Annotated in this window: 14 protein-coding genes; 12 read left to right on the top strand and 2 right to left on the bottom strand. The window is 73.4% G+C overall.

Annotated features, from left to right (window positions below; genetic code table 11):
* Positions 1–65: 65 nt before the first annotated feature.
* The 10 genes from VIM19_12130 to trmB all read left to right on the top strand — a co-directional run bounded on the left by VIM19_12130 (position 66) and on the right by trmB (position 11910).
* The gene (locus tag VIM19_12130; protein HEY5185624.1) at positions 66–1058 is read left to right on the top strand and encodes an NAD-dependent epimerase/dehydratase family protein; all 993 of its coding nucleotides are present in this window, start codon (positions 66–68) and stop codon (positions 1056–1058) included.
* 119 nt (positions 1059–1177) lie between these two features.
* A complete protein-coding gene (locus tag VIM19_12125; protein HEY5185623.1) occupies positions 1178–2200 on the top strand; it encodes a 3-oxoacyl-ACP synthase III in 1023 nt (340 codons plus the stop codon).
* A complete protein-coding gene (locus tag VIM19_12120) occupies positions 2197–4785 on the top strand; it encodes an alpha/beta fold hydrolase (protein HEY5185622.1) in 2589 nt (862 codons plus the stop codon). The genes VIM19_12125 and VIM19_12120 overlap by 4 nt, the downstream gene beginning before the upstream one ends.
* A complete protein-coding gene (locus tag VIM19_12115; GenBank protein ID HEY5185621.1) occupies positions 4782–5756 on the top strand; it encodes an NAD-dependent epimerase/dehydratase family protein in 975 nt (324 codons plus the stop codon). The genes VIM19_12120 and VIM19_12115 overlap by 4 nt, the downstream gene beginning before the upstream one ends.
* Before the next feature lie 119 nt (positions 5757–5875).
* A complete protein-coding gene (locus tag VIM19_12110; GenBank protein HEY5185620.1) occupies positions 5876–6466 on the top strand; it encodes a 2-oxoacid:acceptor oxidoreductase family protein in 591 nt (196 codons plus the stop codon).
* The gene (locus VIM19_12105; protein ID HEY5185619.1) at positions 6450–7706 is read left to right on the top strand and encodes a transketolase C-terminal domain-containing protein; all 1257 of its coding nucleotides are present in this window, start codon (positions 6450–6452) and stop codon (positions 7704–7706) included. The genes VIM19_12110 and VIM19_12105 overlap by 17 nt, the downstream gene beginning before the upstream one ends.
* 7 nt (positions 7707–7713) lie before the next feature.
* The gene (locus tag VIM19_12100; protein HEY5185618.1) at positions 7714–8724 is read left to right on the top strand and encodes a thiamine pyrophosphate-dependent enzyme; all 1011 of its coding nucleotides are present in this window, start codon (positions 7714–7716) and stop codon (positions 8722–8724) included.
* Positions 8724–10349, top strand: coding sequence for an NAD(P)-binding protein (locus VIM19_12095; GenBank protein HEY5185617.1), 1626 nt, complete (start codon positions 8724–8726; stop codon positions 10347–10349). Before VIM19_12100 ends, VIM19_12095 begins: the two co-directional genes overlap by 1 nt.
* 15 nt (positions 10350–10364) lie before the next feature.
* Entirely contained in the window at positions 10365–11201 is an 837-nt protein-coding gene (locus tag VIM19_12090; GenBank protein HEY5185616.1) for a GNAT family N-acetyltransferase, read from the top strand.
* Positions 11202–11226: 25 nt separating this feature from the next.
* Entirely contained in the window at positions 11227–11910 is a 684-nt protein-coding gene (gene trmB, locus VIM19_12085; protein HEY5185615.1) for a tRNA (guanosine(46)-N7)-methyltransferase TrmB, read from the top strand.
* Here trmB and VIM19_12080 read toward each other — a convergent pair whose 3' ends face one another.
* Both VIM19_12080 and VIM19_12075 read right to left on the bottom strand, forming a co-directional pair.
* Positions 11911–13365 carry a HAMP domain-containing sensor histidine kinase gene (locus VIM19_12080; protein ID HEY5185614.1) on the bottom strand — a complete coding sequence of 485 codons (1455 nt, stop codon included), beginning with the start codon at positions 13363–13365 and terminating at the stop codon, positions 11911–11913. It abuts the gene before it with no gap.
* Complete coding sequence (locus tag VIM19_12075; GenBank protein ID HEY5185613.1) at positions 13362–14075, bottom strand: response regulator transcription factor; 714 nt, start codon at positions 14073–14075, stop codon at positions 13362–13364. The genes VIM19_12080 and VIM19_12075 overlap by 4 nt, the downstream gene beginning before the upstream one ends.
* 138 nt (positions 14076–14213) lie before the next feature.
* On the opposite strand from VIM19_12075, the gene VIM19_12070 reads away from it, so the two are divergent.
* Together VIM19_12070 and VIM19_12065 are read left to right on the top strand one after the other, a co-directional pair.
* Positions 14214–15572, top strand: a complete 1359-nt coding sequence (locus VIM19_12070; GenBank protein ID HEY5185612.1) for a bifunctional glycosyltransferase family 2/GtrA family protein — start codon at positions 14214–14216, stop codon at positions 15570–15572.
* The coding region (locus tag VIM19_12065; GenBank protein ID HEY5185611.1) for a glycosyltransferase family 39 protein at positions 15469–16419 on the top strand (951 nt) is incomplete at its 3' end. The genes VIM19_12070 and VIM19_12065, both read left to right, overlap by 104 nt.

Genomic DNA, 16419 nt, shown 5'->3' with positions numbered 1-16419 from the left:
CCCTCCAGTCCATCCCGCGCACCCGCCAGTGGCAAGGGACGGAAGGCCGCAGTAGCGTCGCCCGGATGCGCATCCTGGTGGCCGGAGGAACCCGCTTCATCGGCCGGCTGTTCGTCGAGGCCGCGCTCGGACGAGGGCACGAGGTGACACTGCTGCACCGCGGGGCCAGCGGCGAGGACCTGTTCCCGCAAGCCGAGCACCGGCACACCGACCGCGACGGCGACCTGGGGGTGCTCGCGGGCGGCCGGTGGGACGCGACCGTCGACATCAGCGCCTACTTCTCGCGGCAGGTGCGCTCGCTCGCGGCGGCGCTCGACGGCCGTGGCAGCCGCTACACCTACGTCTCGTCGATCTCGGCGTACGCCGACCCGGCCGGCCCGGGCACGGTGGAGGGCTCCCCGCTCCTGGAGCCGGCCGCCGACGACGTCGACCAGATCACGGCCGAGTCGTACGGGCGGCTCAAGGTCTCCTGCGAGCTGGCCGCCGCCGAGCTGTTCACCGACGGGCTGCTCGTCGTGCGCCCGACGTACGTGGTGGGGCCGTACGACACGACCGGCCGGTTCACCTGGTGGGTGCTGCGGATGGCAGGCGGCGGACGAGTGCTGGCCCCTGGCGCACCGGACCTGCCGATCCAGGTGATCGACGGGCGGGACATGACCACCTGGATGCTCGACCTCGTGGAGCGCCGAGCCACCGGGGCGTTCCACGCGGCCAGCCCGCGGCCGCCGCACGGCTTCGGCGACCTGCTGGCCGCGGTGGGCGACGCGGTGGCACCCGCGGGGACGTCCCTCACCTGGGTCGACGAGGCGTTCCTGCTGGACGCCGGCGAGGACGGCGGCTCGCTGCCCCTCTGGCCGGGCGGGGACCCTGGTCGCTGGGCCAACGCGGTGGACCCCTCGGCGGCGTACGCCAGCGGCCTGGCGCCGCGCCCGCTGGCCGACACGGTGCGCGACACCCTGGCCTGGGCCCGCGCCGCGGACCAGCCGACCCGCGACGGCGTCGGCCTGACCCCGGCCCGGGAGACCGAGCTGCTGGCCCGCTGGCGGGCGCGCGGCTGACCTGCGCCGGACCCCCGGACCGCGGTCGCTGGCATCGGCCGGCATGGGGGACACTGGAAGCAGCAGGGGCCTGGAACCGTGTGCAGGGACATGGCTGCCCCCGGCCCGAGAGGACTCCCATGCGGGGCAACGCCGTCTACCGACACACGAACACCGTCATCGTCTCCGTCGCCGCCGTCGATGCCCCCGAGGTGGTGACCTCGGCCGAGTTCGACGAGCGGCTCTCCGCCACCTACGAGCGGCTGGGGCTGCGGCCCGGGCTGCTGGAGTCGGTGGCCGGGATCCGGGAGCGTCGCTGGTGGCCCGAGGGCGTGTCGTTCACCGACGCGGCCACCTTGGCCGGCGCGAAGGCGCTCGCCGAGTCCGGCGTCGAGCCCGGGCAGATCGGGCTGCTCATCGACACCTCGGTGTCCCGGGAGAACCTCGAGCCGTCCGCCGCCGTCGCGGTCCACCACCAGCTCGGGCTGCCGTCGTCCTGCCTGAACTTCGACCTGGCCAACGCCTGCCTCGGGTTCGTCAACGGCATGCACCTGGCCGGGACCATGATCGACGCAGGGCAGATCGACTACGCCCTGATCGTGGACGGCGAGGGCAGCCGGCAGCCGCAGGAGGCGACCCTGGCCCGGCTGGCCCGCGAGGAGACCACCGTGGCCGACGTCTTCGCCGAGTTCGCCACCCTCACCCTGGGCTCGGGGGCGGCCGCCATGGTGCTGGGTCGGGCCGACCGCCACTCCGACGGGCACCGGCTCATCGGCGGCGTGGCCAGGGCCGCGACCGAGCACCACACCCTGTGCGTCGGCAGCCTCGAGAAGATGACGACCGACACCAAGGCGCTGCTGGACGCCGGCCTCAACCTGGGCGAGGAGGCCTGGCTGGAGGCCAAGGAGGAGTTCGACTGGCAGGGCATGGACTGCTACGTCATGCACCAGGTGTCTCAGGTGCACACCAGCCTGCTCTGCGCCCGCCTCGGGATTGACCCCGACCACGTGCCGCTCACCTACCCGACCCTGGGCAACATGGGCCCCGCGTCGGTGCCGTTCACCCTCGCCACCCAGGCGGCCCAGCTCTCCCCCGGCGACCGGGTCCTCACCATGGGCATCGGCTCCGGCCTCAACACCTCGTGCACCGAGATCCACTGGTGACCGCGGGGCCGGCCGCCACCACGGGCCAGCCCGCCCTGCTGCCCCCGCCGGGGCTCGCCGAGCTCGACCCCGCCTGGTCGCGGCTGGTCGAGGCCGTCGACGCGGACGGCGTCCGGCGCACCTGGCACCTGCTGGACAACCAGGTCGCCGACCCGGTCGGCACCCTGCTGTGCGTGCACGGCAACCCGACCTGGTCTTACCTGTGGCGCCGGGTGCTCGCGGCGCCGCCCGCCGGGTGGCGGGTGGTCGCCGTGGACCAGCTGGACATGGGCTTCTCCGAGCGCACCGGCACGGTCCGCGGGCTGGCCCGGCGCGTCGACGACCTGGGCCGGGTGAGCGACGCGCTGGGCCTCACCGGCCCGGTGGTCACGGTCGCCCACGACTGGGGCGGCCCGGTCTCGCTCGGCTGGGCGCTCGCGCACCGCGAGCAGGTCGCCGGGATGGTGCTCGCGAACACCGCCGTCCACCAGCCGGCCGGGGCGGCCGCCCCGTCGCTGATCCGGCTGGCCCGCACCCCCGGGGTCCTGCGGACCGCGTGCGTGACCACCCCGACCTTCCTGCGCGGGGCGCTGGCCATGGCCGAGCCCCCGCTCAGCCCAGGTGTCCGGGCCGGCTTCGCGGCGCCGTACGGCTCGGCCGCGCGGCGCGCCGCCATCGGTGCGTTCGTCGCGGACATCCCGCTGGCCCCCGAGCACCCCAGCGCCGCGGCCCTGGACGACGTGGCGAACCGGCTGGGCGAGCTGGCCGACCGGCCGGCGCTGCTGCTGTGGGGACCGGAGGACCCGGTCTTCGCCGACCGCTACCTGCGCGACCTCCTCGCGCGGCTGCCGCACGCCGACGTGCACCGCTTCGAGGGTTCGAGCCACCTGGTCACCGAGGACCCCCGGGCCGCCGGTGCGGTCCGGGCCTGGGTCGAGTCGCTGGGCGAACGGCGTCCGGCGGCCCCGGCGGCTGCGGACCCGGTGGCCCGCCGCCCCATGGGTGCTGCGCTGGCCGAGCGCCTGGCCGACCCCGCGCCGGCGCTGGTCGAGCAGGGCGCCCACCCGCGGGTGATCAGCTGGTCGACGCTGGCCGGGACCGTGGAACGGCTGGCCGCCGGGTTCGGCACGGCCGGGATCGCCCCCGGTGACCGGGTGGCGCTGCTGGTGCCCCCGGGGGCAGACCTGACCGCGGCGCTGTACGCGTGCTGGCGGGTCGGCGCGGTGCCCGTGGTGGCCGACGCGGGGCTGGGCGCCAGGGGCATCGGCCGGGCCCTGCGGGGCGCCGGGCCGGACCACCTGATCGGCGTGCCGAAGGCGCTGGCCGCCGCGCGGGCGCTGCGCTGGCCGGGCCGGGCCGTGGTCGCGGGGCCCACCTCACGGGCCCAGCTGCGGGTGCTCGGCGCCGCGCTGTCGCTGGCCGACATCGCCCGGCTCGGCGAGGGGGCACCGCCTCCCCCGTGGCCGGGGCCGGACGACGACGCCATCGTCGTGTTCACCTCGGGGGCCACCGGGCCGGCCAAGGGGGTGGTCTACCGGCACCGTCAGCTGGAGGCGCAGCGCGACGCACTCGTGCGCACCTACGCGATCACGGCCGCGGACAGCATCGCGTCCGCCTTCGCGCCGTTCGCGCTGTTCGGCCCGGCGCTGGGGGTCACCTCGATCGCGCCCGAGATGGACGTCACCCGGCCGGCCACGCTCACCGCGCGCGCTCTGGCGGACGCCGTCGCGGCCGTCGACGCCACCGTGGCCATCGCCTCGCCCGCCGCGCTGGTCAACGTGGTGGCCACCGCCGGGGACCTCGACGACCGGCAGCGCCGAGCGCTAGCCGGGACCCGGCTGCTGCTCTCCTTCGGGGCCCCCGTGCCGGCGGACCTGCTGCGCTCGGCACTGGCCCTCATGCCGGCGGCTCAGGCACACACCCCCTACGGGATGACCGAGGCGCTGCCGGTCACCGACGTCGACCTGGCCATGATCGAGGCGGCCGGGCCGGGGAACGGGGTCTGCGTCGGGCTGCCGGTCTCCGGCGTCCGGGTCGCGCTCTCCCCCCTCGGGCCGGACGGCGCGGCGACCGGACCGCTCACCAGCGAGGCCGGGGTGACCGGTGAGATCTGCGTCGCCGCCGACCACCTGAAGGACCACTACGACCGGCTCTGGTTCACCGAGCAGGACAGCCGGGACGGCGAGTGGCACCGCACCGGTGACGTCGGCCACCTCGACGAGCACGGCTGGCTGTGGGTCGAGGGCCGGCTGGGGCACGTCATCCCGACGGCGGACGGCGTGGTGACGCCGGTCGGCGTGGAGCGGCAGACGGAGAGCGTCGACGGCGTGGCCCGGGCGGCCGCCGTCGGGGTCGGGCCGACCGGGGCCCAGCAGGTGGTGGTTGTTGTCGAGCGGGCCGGGCCGGCCGAACGCCGAGCCGACGGGCCGCTCGTCGTTGGCCCGCTCGCGGACGCGGTGCGGGCCGCGGTGTCGGTGCCGGTGGCCGCCGTCCTCGCCGTCCCTGGCCTGCCGGTGGACATCCGGCACAACTCCAAGATCGACCGCGTGCGGGTGGCGGCCTGGGCCGAGCGAGTGCTCGCCGGGAGCCGGGCCGGGCGGCCGTGAGGGTCCTGGTCACCGGGGCCAGCGGCCTGCTGGGCGGCGGCGTGGCCCGCGCGCTGGCCGAGCGCGGGGACGATGTCACCGTGTTCCAGCGGCGGCCGTCCGGCCTGCCCGTTCGGGAGGTGCTCGGCGACGTCACCGACGCGGACGCCGTGCGGGGGGCCGCCGCGCGCGTCGACGCCGTCGTGCACCTGGCGGCCCGGGTGTCGATGACCGGTGCCTGGGCGCTGTTCGAGGCGGCCAACGTGCGGGGCACCGCGCACGTGGTCGAGGCCGCCCGCGGAGCCGGGGCGAGTCGGTTCGTCCAAGTGTCGTCGCCCTCGGTGGCGCACGCGGGCCGTTCGCTCGTCGGTGCGCCCGCGGGCCCGGCCGACCCGGAGCACGCCCGCGGACCGTACGCCCGGAGCAAGGCCAGGGCCGAGCGACTCGCCCTGGCCGCCGACGCGCCCGGCTTCGCCGTGGTCGCCGTCCGGCCGCACCTGGTGTGGGGCCCCGGCGACACCCAGCTCGTGGGGCCGATCGTGGAGCGGGCCCGGCGGGGCCGGCTGGCCCTGGTCGGCGGCGGGACCGCGCTGATCGACACGACCTACCTGGACAACGCGGTCGCCGCGATCGTGGCCGGGCTGGACCGAGCGGACGACGCGCACGGGCAGGCCCTGGTCGTCTCCAACGGCGAACCGAGGACGGTCCGGGAGACAGTGGCCCGCATCTGCGCAGCCGCGGGGGTCCCGGCGCCGCGGCGATCGGTGCCGTTCCCCGTCGCCCGCGCGGCCGGTGCTGCCGCGGAGGCGGCCTGGCGGCTGCTGCGCCGCACCGACGAGCCGCCGATGACCCGGTTCCTCGCCGAGCAGCTGGCCACCGCGCACTGGTTCGACCAGCGGCGCACCCGGGAGGCGCTCGGCTGGCAGCCCACGGTGAGCCTGGACGAGGGCTTCGAGCGGCTGGCCTCCTGGTACCGCTCCGGCGCGCGCTAGCCGACTGAACATGGTCAAGTTCTCAACCAATGGGGACTTCTGGCCTGTCCGTCTGGGGACGCCCCTGAGGTAGACAGAGAAGCGGCGCCCGGAGCCGGGCGACCGGAGGAGGACGCCGCATGTTCCAGGTCCGCATCCACGGACGTGGTGGCCAGGGCGTGGTGACAGCAGCGGAGCTGCTCTCGGTCGCCGCGTTCATCCAGGGCCAGCACGCCCAGGCCTTCCCGAGCTTCGGCTCGGAGCGAACCGGTGCGCCGGTCGTCTCGTTCTGCCGCATCGACGACCACGAGATCCGGGTCCGCGAACCGATCATGCAGCCGGATGCGCTGATCGTGCAGGACCCCACCCTGCTGCAGCAGGTGGACGTGTTCAGCGGACTGCAGCCCGACGGCTACATGCTGATCAACTCCAGCCGCAGCTTCGACGAGCTGGGGCTGGCCGAGTTCGTTCAGGGCTTCCGGCGTGACCGGCTGCTCACGGTGCCCGCCACCGAGCTGGCCATGAAGCACATGGGACGCCCGCTGCCCGGCGCGGTGCTGCTCGGCGGGTTCGCCGCCATCACCAGCCTGGTGTCCTTCGGCGCGGTGGCCGCCGCGATCCGGGAACGGTTCACCGGCGCGCTGGCCGACGGCAACGTGGCCGGCGCCGTCGAGGCCTACGAGTACGTGAAGAACGAGATCCAGGAGCTGGCCAATGCTCAAGCAGGTTGAGGGCTCGAAGGCCGTCGCTGACGCCGTCGCACTGTCCCGGCCGGAGGTGATCTGCGCCTACCCGATCTCGCCGCAGACGCACATCGTCGAGGCGCTCAGCGCCAAGGTGAAGTCCGGCGAGCTGACCCCGTGCGAGTTCGTCAACGTTGAGTCCGAGTTCGCCGCGATGTCGGTGGCCATCGGCGCCTCGGCGGCCGGCGCCCGCGCCTACACGGCCACCGCCAGCCAAGGGCTGCTGTTCATGGTCGAGGCGGTCTACAACGCGTCCGGCCTCGGGCTGCCGATCGTCATGACCGTGGCCAACCGGGCCATCGGCGCGCCGATCAACATCTGGAACGACCACAGCGACTCGATGAGCCAGAGGGACTCCGGCTGGATCCAGCTGTACGCCGAGACCAACCAGGAGGCGCTGGACCTGCACATCCAGGCGTTCAAGCTGGCCGAGGAGCTCTCGCTGCCCGTCATGGTGTGCATGGACGGCTTCATCCTCACCCACGCCGTGGACCGGGTGGACATCCCCTCGCAGGAGCAGGTCGACGAGTTCCTGCCGCCGTACCACCCCCGGCAGGTCCTCGACCCCGACGAGCCGATCTCGATCGGCGCCATGGTGGGGCCCGAGGCGTTCATGGAGGTGCGCTACCTGGCGCACGCCAAGCAGATGCAGGCCCTGGAGCGGATCCCGACCATCGCCGAGGAGTTCGAGCGCGAGTTCGGCCGCAAGTCCGGCGGGCTGATCCGCCCCTACCGCTGCCAGGACGCCGAGACCATCGTGGTCGCGCTCGGCTCGGTTCTCGGCACCATCAAGGACGTCGTGGACGAGCTGCGCGAGCAGCACCTGCGGATCGGCGTCCTCGGCATCACGTCGTTCCGGCCGTTCCCGCTGGAGGCGGTCCGTGAGGTGCTCGACCAGGCCGATCGGGTCGTCGTCCTGGAGAAGGCCCTGGCCGTGGGCATCGGCGGGATCGTCGCGGCCAACGTCCGGATGGCGCTGTCCGGGATCCGCATCCGCGGCTACACGGTGATCGCCGGCCTGGGCGGCCGGCCGATCACCAAAGAGTCGCTGCGCCGGCTGTTCCTGGAGGCCCGGGACGACAAGCTGGAGCCGCTGACCTTCCTGGACCTCGACCACGAGCTGGTCGAGGCCGAGCTGCAGCGCACCCGCGAGAGCCGCCGGTCGGGTCCCTCGGCCGAGAACATCCTGCGAGACGTCGGTGCCGTGTCGGCCCGGATCGGGTGGTGAGCCAGCTGTGACCGCAGTCCCGCTGAAGTTCTACCAAGTCGGCAGCTTCGCCGTCGGCAACCGGCTGGTCGACCCCGAGCAGAGGTCGGTCCAGTCCGACACCGACCGCACCAACGCGATCAACTCCGGCCACCGCGCCTGCCAGGGCTGCGGCGAGGCGCTCGGGGCGCGCTACGCCCTGGACGCCGCGATGCGGGCCACCGACGGCAAACTGGTCGCGGTCAACGCGACCGGCTGCCTCGAGGTGTTCTCCACGCCGTACCCGGAGACCTCGTGGCAGATCCCGTGGATGCACTCGCTGTTCGGCAACGCCCCCGCGGTCGCCACCGGGGTGGCCGCGGCGCTGAAGGCCAAGGGCCGCACCGAGGTGCGGGTCATCGGCCAGGGCGGTGACGGCGGCACCGTCGACATCGGCTTCGGCACGCTGTCCGGGATGTTCGAGCGCGGCGACGACGTGCTCTACCTCTGCTACGACAACGAGGCCTACATGAACACCGGCGTCCAGCGGTCCGGCGCCACTCCGCCGGCCGCGCGGACGGCGACCACCCAGGCCGTCGGCCCCGAGCCGGGCAACGTGTTCGGGCAGGGCAAGAACCTGCCGCTCATCGCGATGGCCCACGAGATCCCGTACGTGGCCACCGCCACCGTCTCCGAGCTGCGCGACCTCGAGGCGAAGGTGACCAGGGCCATGGAAATCCGCGGCCCGCGCTACATCCACATCCTGGTGCCGTGCCCGCTGGGCTGGGGCAGCGCCTCCTGCGACACGATCAAGCTGGCCCGACTGGCCAAGGAGACCGGGCTGTTCCCGGTCTTCGAGGCGGTCGACGGCGAGGTGGTCAGCGTCTCCAAGATCCGGCACCGGACGCCGGTCGAGGAGTACCTGAAGCCGCAGCGCCGGTTCGCCCACCTGTTCGGCAAGAACCCGCGGCCCGACGTCGTCGCCCGGCTGCAGGCCATCGCCGACCGCAACATCAAGCGGTTCGGACTGCTCGACGAGGACTCCGAGGAAGCCCAGTGATGGACAAGCCGTTCGCGATCACGCTCGACGTCGGCTCGAGCCTGGCCAACAAGACCGGGTCGTGGCGCACCGAGCGACCGGTCTACATCGACCGGATGCCCCCGTGTGCTCAGGCTTGCCCGGCCGGGGAGAACATCCAGCTGTGGCTGTACAAGGCCGAGGACGGCGGGTACGAGAGCTCCTGGCGGCAGATCATGGCCGACAACCCGCTGCCTGCGATCATGGGCCGGGTCTGCTACCACCCGTGCCAGACGGCCTGCAACCGCGCCGAGCTGGACCAGGCCGTGGGCATCAACTCGGTCGAGCAGTTCCTCGGCGACCTGGCCATCGACAAGGGCTGGACGGTGCCGGTCGAGGCGCCGCCGTCCGGCAAGAAGGTGCTCGTCGTCGGCTCCGGCCCGTCCGGGCTGTCCGCGGCGTACCACCTCACCCTGCTCGGACACCGGGTCACGATCTACGAGGCGGGCCCCAAGGCCGGCGGCATGATGCGCTTCGGCATCCCCCAGTACCGGTTGCCGCGCACGGTGATCGACGCCGAGGTGGACCGGATCGTGGCCATGGGCGTGACCCTCGAGCTAGAGCACCGGGTCGACGACATCCGGGCGGCCATGCACGACGGCGGCTTCGACGCGGCCTTCCTGGCCGTGGGCGCACACATCGGCAAGCGGGCCTACATCCCGGCCGGCGAGTCGGCGAAGATCCTGGACGCCGTCACGCTGCTGGCCAGCATGGAGGGTGAGGACAAGCCGCTGCTGGGCCGCCGGGTCGTGGTCTACGGCGGTGGCAACACGGCCATGGACGCCGCCCGCACCGCCAAGCGGCTCGGCGCGGAGGAGGCCATCGTCGTCTACCGGCGCACCCGCGAGCGGATGCCCGCGCACGACATCGAGGTCGAGGAGGCCCTCGAGGAGGGCGTCCTGATGCGCTGGCTGTCCACCATCAAGCACGCCGACAGCGGCAAGCTGACCATCGAGAAGATGGAGCTGGACGAGACCGGGTTCCCGCAGCCCACCGGTGAGCTCGAGGAGCTCGAGGCCGACTCCCTGGTGCTGGCCCTGGGCCAGGACGTCGACCTGTCGTTGCTCGACGGCGTCCCGGGGCTCGAGGTCGACGACGGCGTCGTCCAGGTGGGCCCGAACCTGATGACCGGCTATCCCGGGATCTTCGCGGGCGGCGACATGGTGCCGTCGGAGCGCACGGTCACCGTGGCCGTCGGGCACGGCAAGAAGGCGGCCCGGCACATCGACGGGTGGCTGCACGGCCAGGAGTACGTGCCCCCGCCCAAGCACCCGGTGGCCACCTTCGACCTGCTCAACACCTGGTATTACGCGGACGCCCCGAAGACCGTGCGCCCCCGGCTGGACGCCGCCCGCCGGACCTCGACGTTCGACGAGGTGGTCTCCGGGCTGGACGAGTCCACGGCGCTGTTCGAGGCTCGCCGCTGCCTGTCCTGCGGCAACTGCTTCGAATGCGACAACTGCTACGGCGTCTGCCCGGACAACGCGATCACCAAGCTGGGCCCCGGCAAGCGGTTCGAGATCGACCTGGACTACTGCAAGGGCTGCGGCATCTGCGTGGCCGAGTGCCCGGCCGGCGCAATTGAGATGGTGCCGGAGACGATCTGACGGCATCCTGCGGTGATGGCCTGGACCATCACCGAGGACGTCGAGGAGTACGCGACCGCGGTCGCGCCCCTGCTGGGGGCCGAACCCGAGCGCTTCACCATCGGCCTCACCGTGGTCGAGAACGCGCGGGTGCGCACGAGTTCGCTGGCCGAGTGGTTCGCCTGGTGGACCGGCCCGGACGGTGCCGTGACCGGCGCGGTGTCGCGCACCGCGCCGTACGCGTTGCTGCTCGAGGCGGCACCGGACGAGTCACTGCGGCCGCTGATCGAGGCGGTGCGCGGCTCGGGGCGCGAGTTGACCGGGGTGAACGGGCCGACCGAGCTGTCCGCCCAGTTCGCGGCGCTGGCGACCTCCGGCACCGACCGGCGTGCGGTGCTGAAGCTCGCCACCCGGCTGTTCCGGCTGACCGACCTGGTGGACCCGGCGCCGCTTCCGGAGGGGCACGCCCGGCCGGCCACCCTGGACGACCTGCCGCTGGTGCTGCGCTGGTCGCAGGAGTTCCAGGACGAGATCGGGGAGCCCGGTGGCCCGGACCAGGACCCTGCCGTGCGCGAGCGGGCCGCGCGAGAGCGGTACTGGCTGTGGTCCGGGCCGACCGGTGAGCCGGTGGCACTGGCCGGGCTGACCCCGCCGGCCGCCGGCGTGGTGCGGGTCGGCCCGGTGTACACACCCGTGGGGTCACGCCGGCTGGGCTACGGCGGCGGGGTCACCCATGCGGTCAGCCGGGCTGCCCTGGACGCCGGGCAGCGGGTGGTGCTGTTCACGGACCTGGCCAACCCGACGTCGAACGCCCTGTACCCGCGGCTGGGGTACCGCCCGGTGACCGACCGGGCCACGTTCGTCTTCGAGTGAGCCCCAGGCGTAGAGTCGCCGTCCCGTGTCGACGTCCACGCTGCACATCCGCAGCTTCCACCCGCGCCGCGGCCGGCTCAGCGCGCTGGCCGCCGACACCACCGCCCGGCTGTGGCCCCGGTTTGGCGTCGACGTCGACGGCCGCCCGCTGGACCTGACCGCGCTGTTCGGCCGGCCGCTCCCCGTCGTGCTCGAGATCGGCTTCGGCACCGGCGAGGCCACCGCGGCCATGGCCGCCGCCGAACCGGACGTCGGCGTGCTGGGGGTGGAGGTCCACACCCCGGGGATCGGACGGCTGCTGCACCTGGCCGAGCGGCAGGGGCTGACCAACGTCCGGGTGGCCCGAGGCGATGCGGTCGAGCTGGTCCGCGACATGCTGCCGGCGGAGTCGCTGGCCGGAGCACGGATCTTCTTCCCCGACCCCTGGCCGAAGGCCCGGCACCACAAGCGCCGACTGGTCAGCCCGTGGTTCATGGAGCTGCTGGCGTCCCGGCTCGCTGCCGGCGCGGTCCTGCACCTGGCCACCGACTGGCCGGACTACGCCGCCTCGATGCGGGAGGTGCTCGACGCCGGGTCGTCGTCCACCGCGCTGGTCGGCGGCGGCGTCCCTCGGCCGGGCTGGCGGCCGCTGACCCGGTACGAGCAGCGCGGCCTGACCCACGGCCACGAGGTGGTGGACCTCAGGTACACCAAGACCGCGCCCGCGTAGTCAGCTGCGCGGGAGCAGGACTCGGAAGGTGGCGCCCGCGCCCGGCTCGGTGTCCAGCTCCACCCGGCCGCCGTGCGCGTGCACGATCGAGGCGACGATGGCCAGCCCCAGGCCGGTGCCTCCGTCGTCACGGGTGCGGGCGTCGTCGGTGCGGTAGAACCGCTCGAACACCCGGGCGGCCGCCTCCGGGGACAGCCCGGGACCCTGGTCGGCCACCTCCAAGACGGCCGTGGGCGGGTCCTCCTGGGTGCGCAGCCGGACGCAGACGGTGGCGTCCACCGGGGTGTGCCGAAGCGCGTTGCCCATCAGGTTCGCGATCACCTGCCGCAGCCGCGGCTCGTCCCCGGTCACGACCGGGGGGTACGCCCCGGCCTGGACCTCCAGGGTGACCTTCCGCTCAGGGTGGCTGGCCTGAGCGTCGTGCACCGCGTCGGCGACCAGCTCGAGCAGGTCCACCGGGTGCGCTGCCAGTGGCTGCTGCTGGTCCAGCCGGGCCAGCAGCAGCAGGTCGTCGACGAGCAGGCCCATGCGGGCGGCCTCGCCGCCGATGCGGTCCATCGCGCGGTCCACGCCGGACCGCTCGGGCAGCGCGCCCTGCTGGTACAGGTCGGCGAAGCCGCGGATCGAGGTCAGCGGCGTGCGCAGCTCGTGGCTGGCATCGGCCACGAACCGGCGCATCCGCTGCTCGGACGCGCGGGCGGCGGCCTCCGACTCGGCCTGCACCTGGAACGACGACTCGATGCGGTCGACCATGCCGTTGAAGGACCGGGCCAGGCTGCCCACCTCGGTCCGCGGGTCCGCCTCCGGGACCCGGCGGGACAGCTCACCCGCGGCGATCACGCCGGCGGTGTGCTCGACCTGGCGCAGCGGCCGCAGGCTGCGCCGGACCACCCAGTACGCCAGCAGGGCCAGCAGGAGCAGCAGGACCGCGCCGACCGCGAGCTCGACGGCGCGCAGCCGGCCCACGGTGGCCTCGACGCTGGCCAGGCTCTGCGCGACCATCACGCTGGCGTTGTTGCCGGGGACCTCGAGGGCGACCACCCGCCACGCTGTGCCTCCGTCGGTGGCCGGCACCGTGAACGGCTGGCCGCCCTGGGCCGCCACCTGGTCCAGGGTCCAGGTGGGCAGCGCCGGCGCGGCCCCCGGAGTCAGCGGGTTGCTGACGACGCCCAGCGACACGCCCGTGGCATCGGCGTAGCGGATGTAGAACTCCGACGGCGGGGCTGCGTCACCGGGTCGGCCGCCCGGCGGCGGGAAGCTGGACACCGGATGCCCCGCGGAGGACCCCGCCACGGACTGCAGCTGGCCGTCCACCCGCTCGAGCAGGTAGCCGCGCAGCACCGCCGTGGACGCCGCGCCGGCTGCCACCAGGGCCACCGCCACGAGCATCACCAGGATGACCACCAGCCGGATCCGCAGCGGCAGCCGGGCGGCCAGCGCGTGCAGGTGCTTCATCGGCGTGGGCGGCGCAGCACGTAGCCCACGCCGCGGACGGTGTGCAGCAGTCGTGGCTCGGTCGTGTCGATCTTGCGCCGCAGGTGCGAGATGTAGGACTCCACGACGTTGGCGTCGCCACCGAAGTCGTAGTGCCACACGTGGTCGAGGATCTGCGCCTTGGACAGCACCCGGCTCGGGTTCTCCATGAAGTAGCGCAGCAGCTTGAACTCGGTCGGGGACAGCCCGACCAGCTCCCCCGCCTTGGTGACCTCGTGGGCGTCCTCGTCGAGGGTGATGTCGACGAACACCATCGGCTCGGCGCCGGTCGCCCCCGCGGCCAGCCCGGATCGACGAAGCACGGCACGGATCCGGGCCACCAGCTCGCCGAGACTGAACGGCTTGGTGACGTAGTCGTCGCCACCGACGGTCAGCCCGGTGATGGTGTCCTCGGTGCTGTCCCGCGCGGTGAGGAACAGCACTGGGAACCGCAGTCCCTCGCTGCGCAGCCGGCGGACCACCTCGAACCCGTCGAGGCCGGGCATCATCACATCGAGCACGGCCAGGTCCGGCTGGTGCTCCCGGGCCAGCCGCAGGGCGTCCTGCCCGCCCCGGGCGGTCACCACCTCGAAGCCGGCGAAGCGCAGGCTCTCCGACAGCAGCTCGACGATGTTGGGCTCGTCGTCCACGACGAGCAGCCGAGCCTCGGGGCCTCTGTGGTCGCCGTTCATGGGGTCAGTCTGCGCTGTCAGGCTCCGGTCAGCCTGCACGAACCCTGGAGAAACGCTGAACGTCTTGGCGGCCAGCTCGAAGCACTACGGCAGCCTGCGTCCAGGGAACCGTCAGGTTCTGATCGAAGGCTGGGTTCCGTGACCACCACGACCGAGCCAGCTGCCGTGCGCGCCGCAGACTCCCCCCGGCCAACCCCGGCGATCGACCTCGTCGTCCCCGTGTACAACGAGGAGACCAACCTCGAGCCCAGCGTGCGGCGGCTGCACGCGTACCTCAGCGACGGGTTTCCGTTCAGCTTCCGGATCACCATCGCGGACAACGCCAGCACCGACCACACCTGGCAGGTCGCCCAGCGGCTGCAAGCGATGCTGCCGCATGTCCGCGCCGTCCACCTCGACGAGAAGGGACGGGGACGCGCGCTGCGCCAGGTCTGGTCGCACAGTGACGCCACCGTGCTCGTCTACATGGACGTCGACCTGTCCACCGACCTGGCCGCGCTGCTGCCACTGGTCGCACCAGTGCTCAGCGGGCACAGCGACGTCGCGATCGGGACCCGGCTGACCCCCTCGTCCCGGGTGGTCCGCGGGCCGAAGCGGGAGCTCATCTCGCGCACCTACAACCTGATCCTGCGGACCACGCTGGGCGCCCGGTTCTCCGACGCGCAGTGCGGGTTCAAGGCCATCCGGGCGGACCGGGCCGCCGAGCTGCTGCCGATGGTCGAGGACACCCAGTGGTTCTTCGACACCGAGCTGCTGGTGCTCGCCGAGCGCTCCGGGCTGCGCATCCACGAGGTGCCGGTCGACTGGGTGGACGATCCCGACTCGCGGGTCGACATCGTGAGCACCGCCGTCGCCGACCTCAAGGGCATCGCCCGGCTGGGCCGCGCGCTGGCCACCGGGAGGCTGCCGCTGAGGGCGCTGCGAGAGACCGCGGACGCCGAAGCGTCGGTGCGCGCGCCGGCCGACATCGTCAGCCAGCTGGTCCGGTTCGCGGTCATCGGGGTCGCGAGCACGGTCGCCTACCTGCTGCTGTACCTGCTGCTGGGCGGAGCCCTCTCCGCCCAGTGGGCCAACGCGCTGGCCCTGGTCACCACGGCGGTGCTCAACACCGCGGCGAACCGGAGGCTGACCTTCGGGGTCTCCGTGCGGGCCGGCCGGCGGCGGCACCAGGCGCAGGGCCTGGTCGTGTTCGGCATCGGCCTCGCGCTCACCAGCGGCTCGTTGGCGCTGCTGCAGGGGCTCGCCCCCAACGCCGGCCGGCTGTTCGAGGTCACCGTGCTCGTGGCCGCCAACGTGGCCGCCACCTTGGTGCGCTTCTTGCTGTTCCGCTCCTGGATGTTCCGCCGACCCACCACGTCCGCTCCCGCCCCGCATACCGAACTGAGGACCGCCCGTGACCACCGACGCGATGACCACCCCGGTGCAGCCGCTCGTCGAGCAGCCCGTCGGAGTGGGCGCCGCCCCTCCGCTGCCGACACCGTTCGAGCGGCCCGCTGACCCGCGCTGGGCCCGCCCCGCGCTGATCGTGCTGCTCGCCGCTACCGCGGTGCTGTACCTGTGGGGCCTTGGGGCCTCCGGGTGGGCGAACTCGTTCTACTCGGCCGCCGTCCAGGCCGGGTCGCAGAGCTGGAAGGCGCTGTTCTTCGGTTCCTTCGACGCCGCGAACCTGATCACTGTCGACAAGCCGCCGGCGTCCCTGTGGGTGATGGGCCTGTCGGCCCGGTTGTTCGGGGTCAACGCCTGGAGCATCCTGGCGCCGCAGGCGCTCATGGGCGTCGCGACCGTGGGCGTGCTGTACGCCGCCGTCCTGCGGTGGTTCGGAGCGGTGGCCGGGCTGATCGCCGGAGCGGCGCTCGCGCTGACCCCGGTCGCCACCTTGATGTTCCGGTTCAACAACCCGGACGCGATGCTCGTACTGCTCATGACCATCGGGGCCTACGCGATGGTCCGCGCGGTGGAGAAGGCGTCCACCCGGTGGCTGCTCATCTCGGCCGCCGTCATCGGGTTGGCGTTCCTGACCAAGATGCTGCAGGCCTACCTGGTGCTGCCCGGCTTCGTGTTCATGTACCTGGTCGCGGCGCCGACGTCGCTGCGCCGACGCTTCGGGCAGCTGTTCGGAGCGCTGGGCGTGCTGCTGGTGTCGTCCGGCTGGTGGGTCGCGGTGGTGGAGCTGTGGCCGGCCGGCTCGCGGCCGTTCGTCGGTGGCTCGCAGAACAACAGCGTGCTCGACCTGCTGTTCGGCTACAACGGGTTCGGCCGGCTGACCGGCAACGAGGACGGTAGCGTCACCGGTGGCGGCGGCGGGAACGTCGGCGGCAGGTGGGGACAGACCGGGCTGACCCGG

It is taken from the genome of Actinomycetes bacterium (assembly GCA_036510875.1).
Taxonomy (GTDB): Bacteria; Actinomycetota; Actinomycetes; order Prado026; family Prado026; genus DATCDE01.
Note: the sequence above shows the minus strand (reverse complement) of the source record. Positions and strands in the feature narration are given on the sequence as shown.

Bases quoted from the DNA above. Each gene is read 5' to 3' on its own strand.
- VIM19_12130 (HEY5185624.1), top strand. From the start codon at position 66: ATGCGCATCCTGGTGGCCGGAGGAACCCGCTTCATCGGCCGGCTGTTC.
- VIM19_12125 (HEY5185623.1), top strand. From the start codon at position 1,178: ATGCGGGGCAACGCCGTCTACCGACACACGAACACCGTCATCGTCTCC.
- VIM19_12110 (HEY5185620.1), top strand. From the start codon at position 5,876: ATGTTCCAGGTCCGCATCCACGGACGTGGTGGCCAGGGCGTGGTGACA.
- VIM19_12105 (HEY5185619.1), top strand. From the start codon at position 6,450: ATGCTCAAGCAGGTTGAGGGCTCGAAGGCCGTCGCTGACGCCGTCGCA.
- VIM19_12095 (HEY5185617.1), top strand. From the start codon at position 8,724: ATGGACAAGCCGTTCGCGATCACGCTCGACGTCGGCTCGAGCCTGGCC.
- VIM19_12090 (HEY5185616.1), top strand. From the start codon at position 10,365: ATGGCCTGGACCATCACCGAGGACGTCGAGGAGTACGCGACCGCGGTC.
- VIM19_12080 (HEY5185614.1), bottom strand. From the start codon at position 13,365: ATGAAGCACCTGCACGCGCTGGCCGCCCGGCTGCCGCTGCGGATCCGG.
- VIM19_12075 (HEY5185613.1), bottom strand. From the start codon at position 14,075: ATGAACGGCGACCACAGAGGCCCCGAGGCTCGGCTGCTCGTCGTGGAC.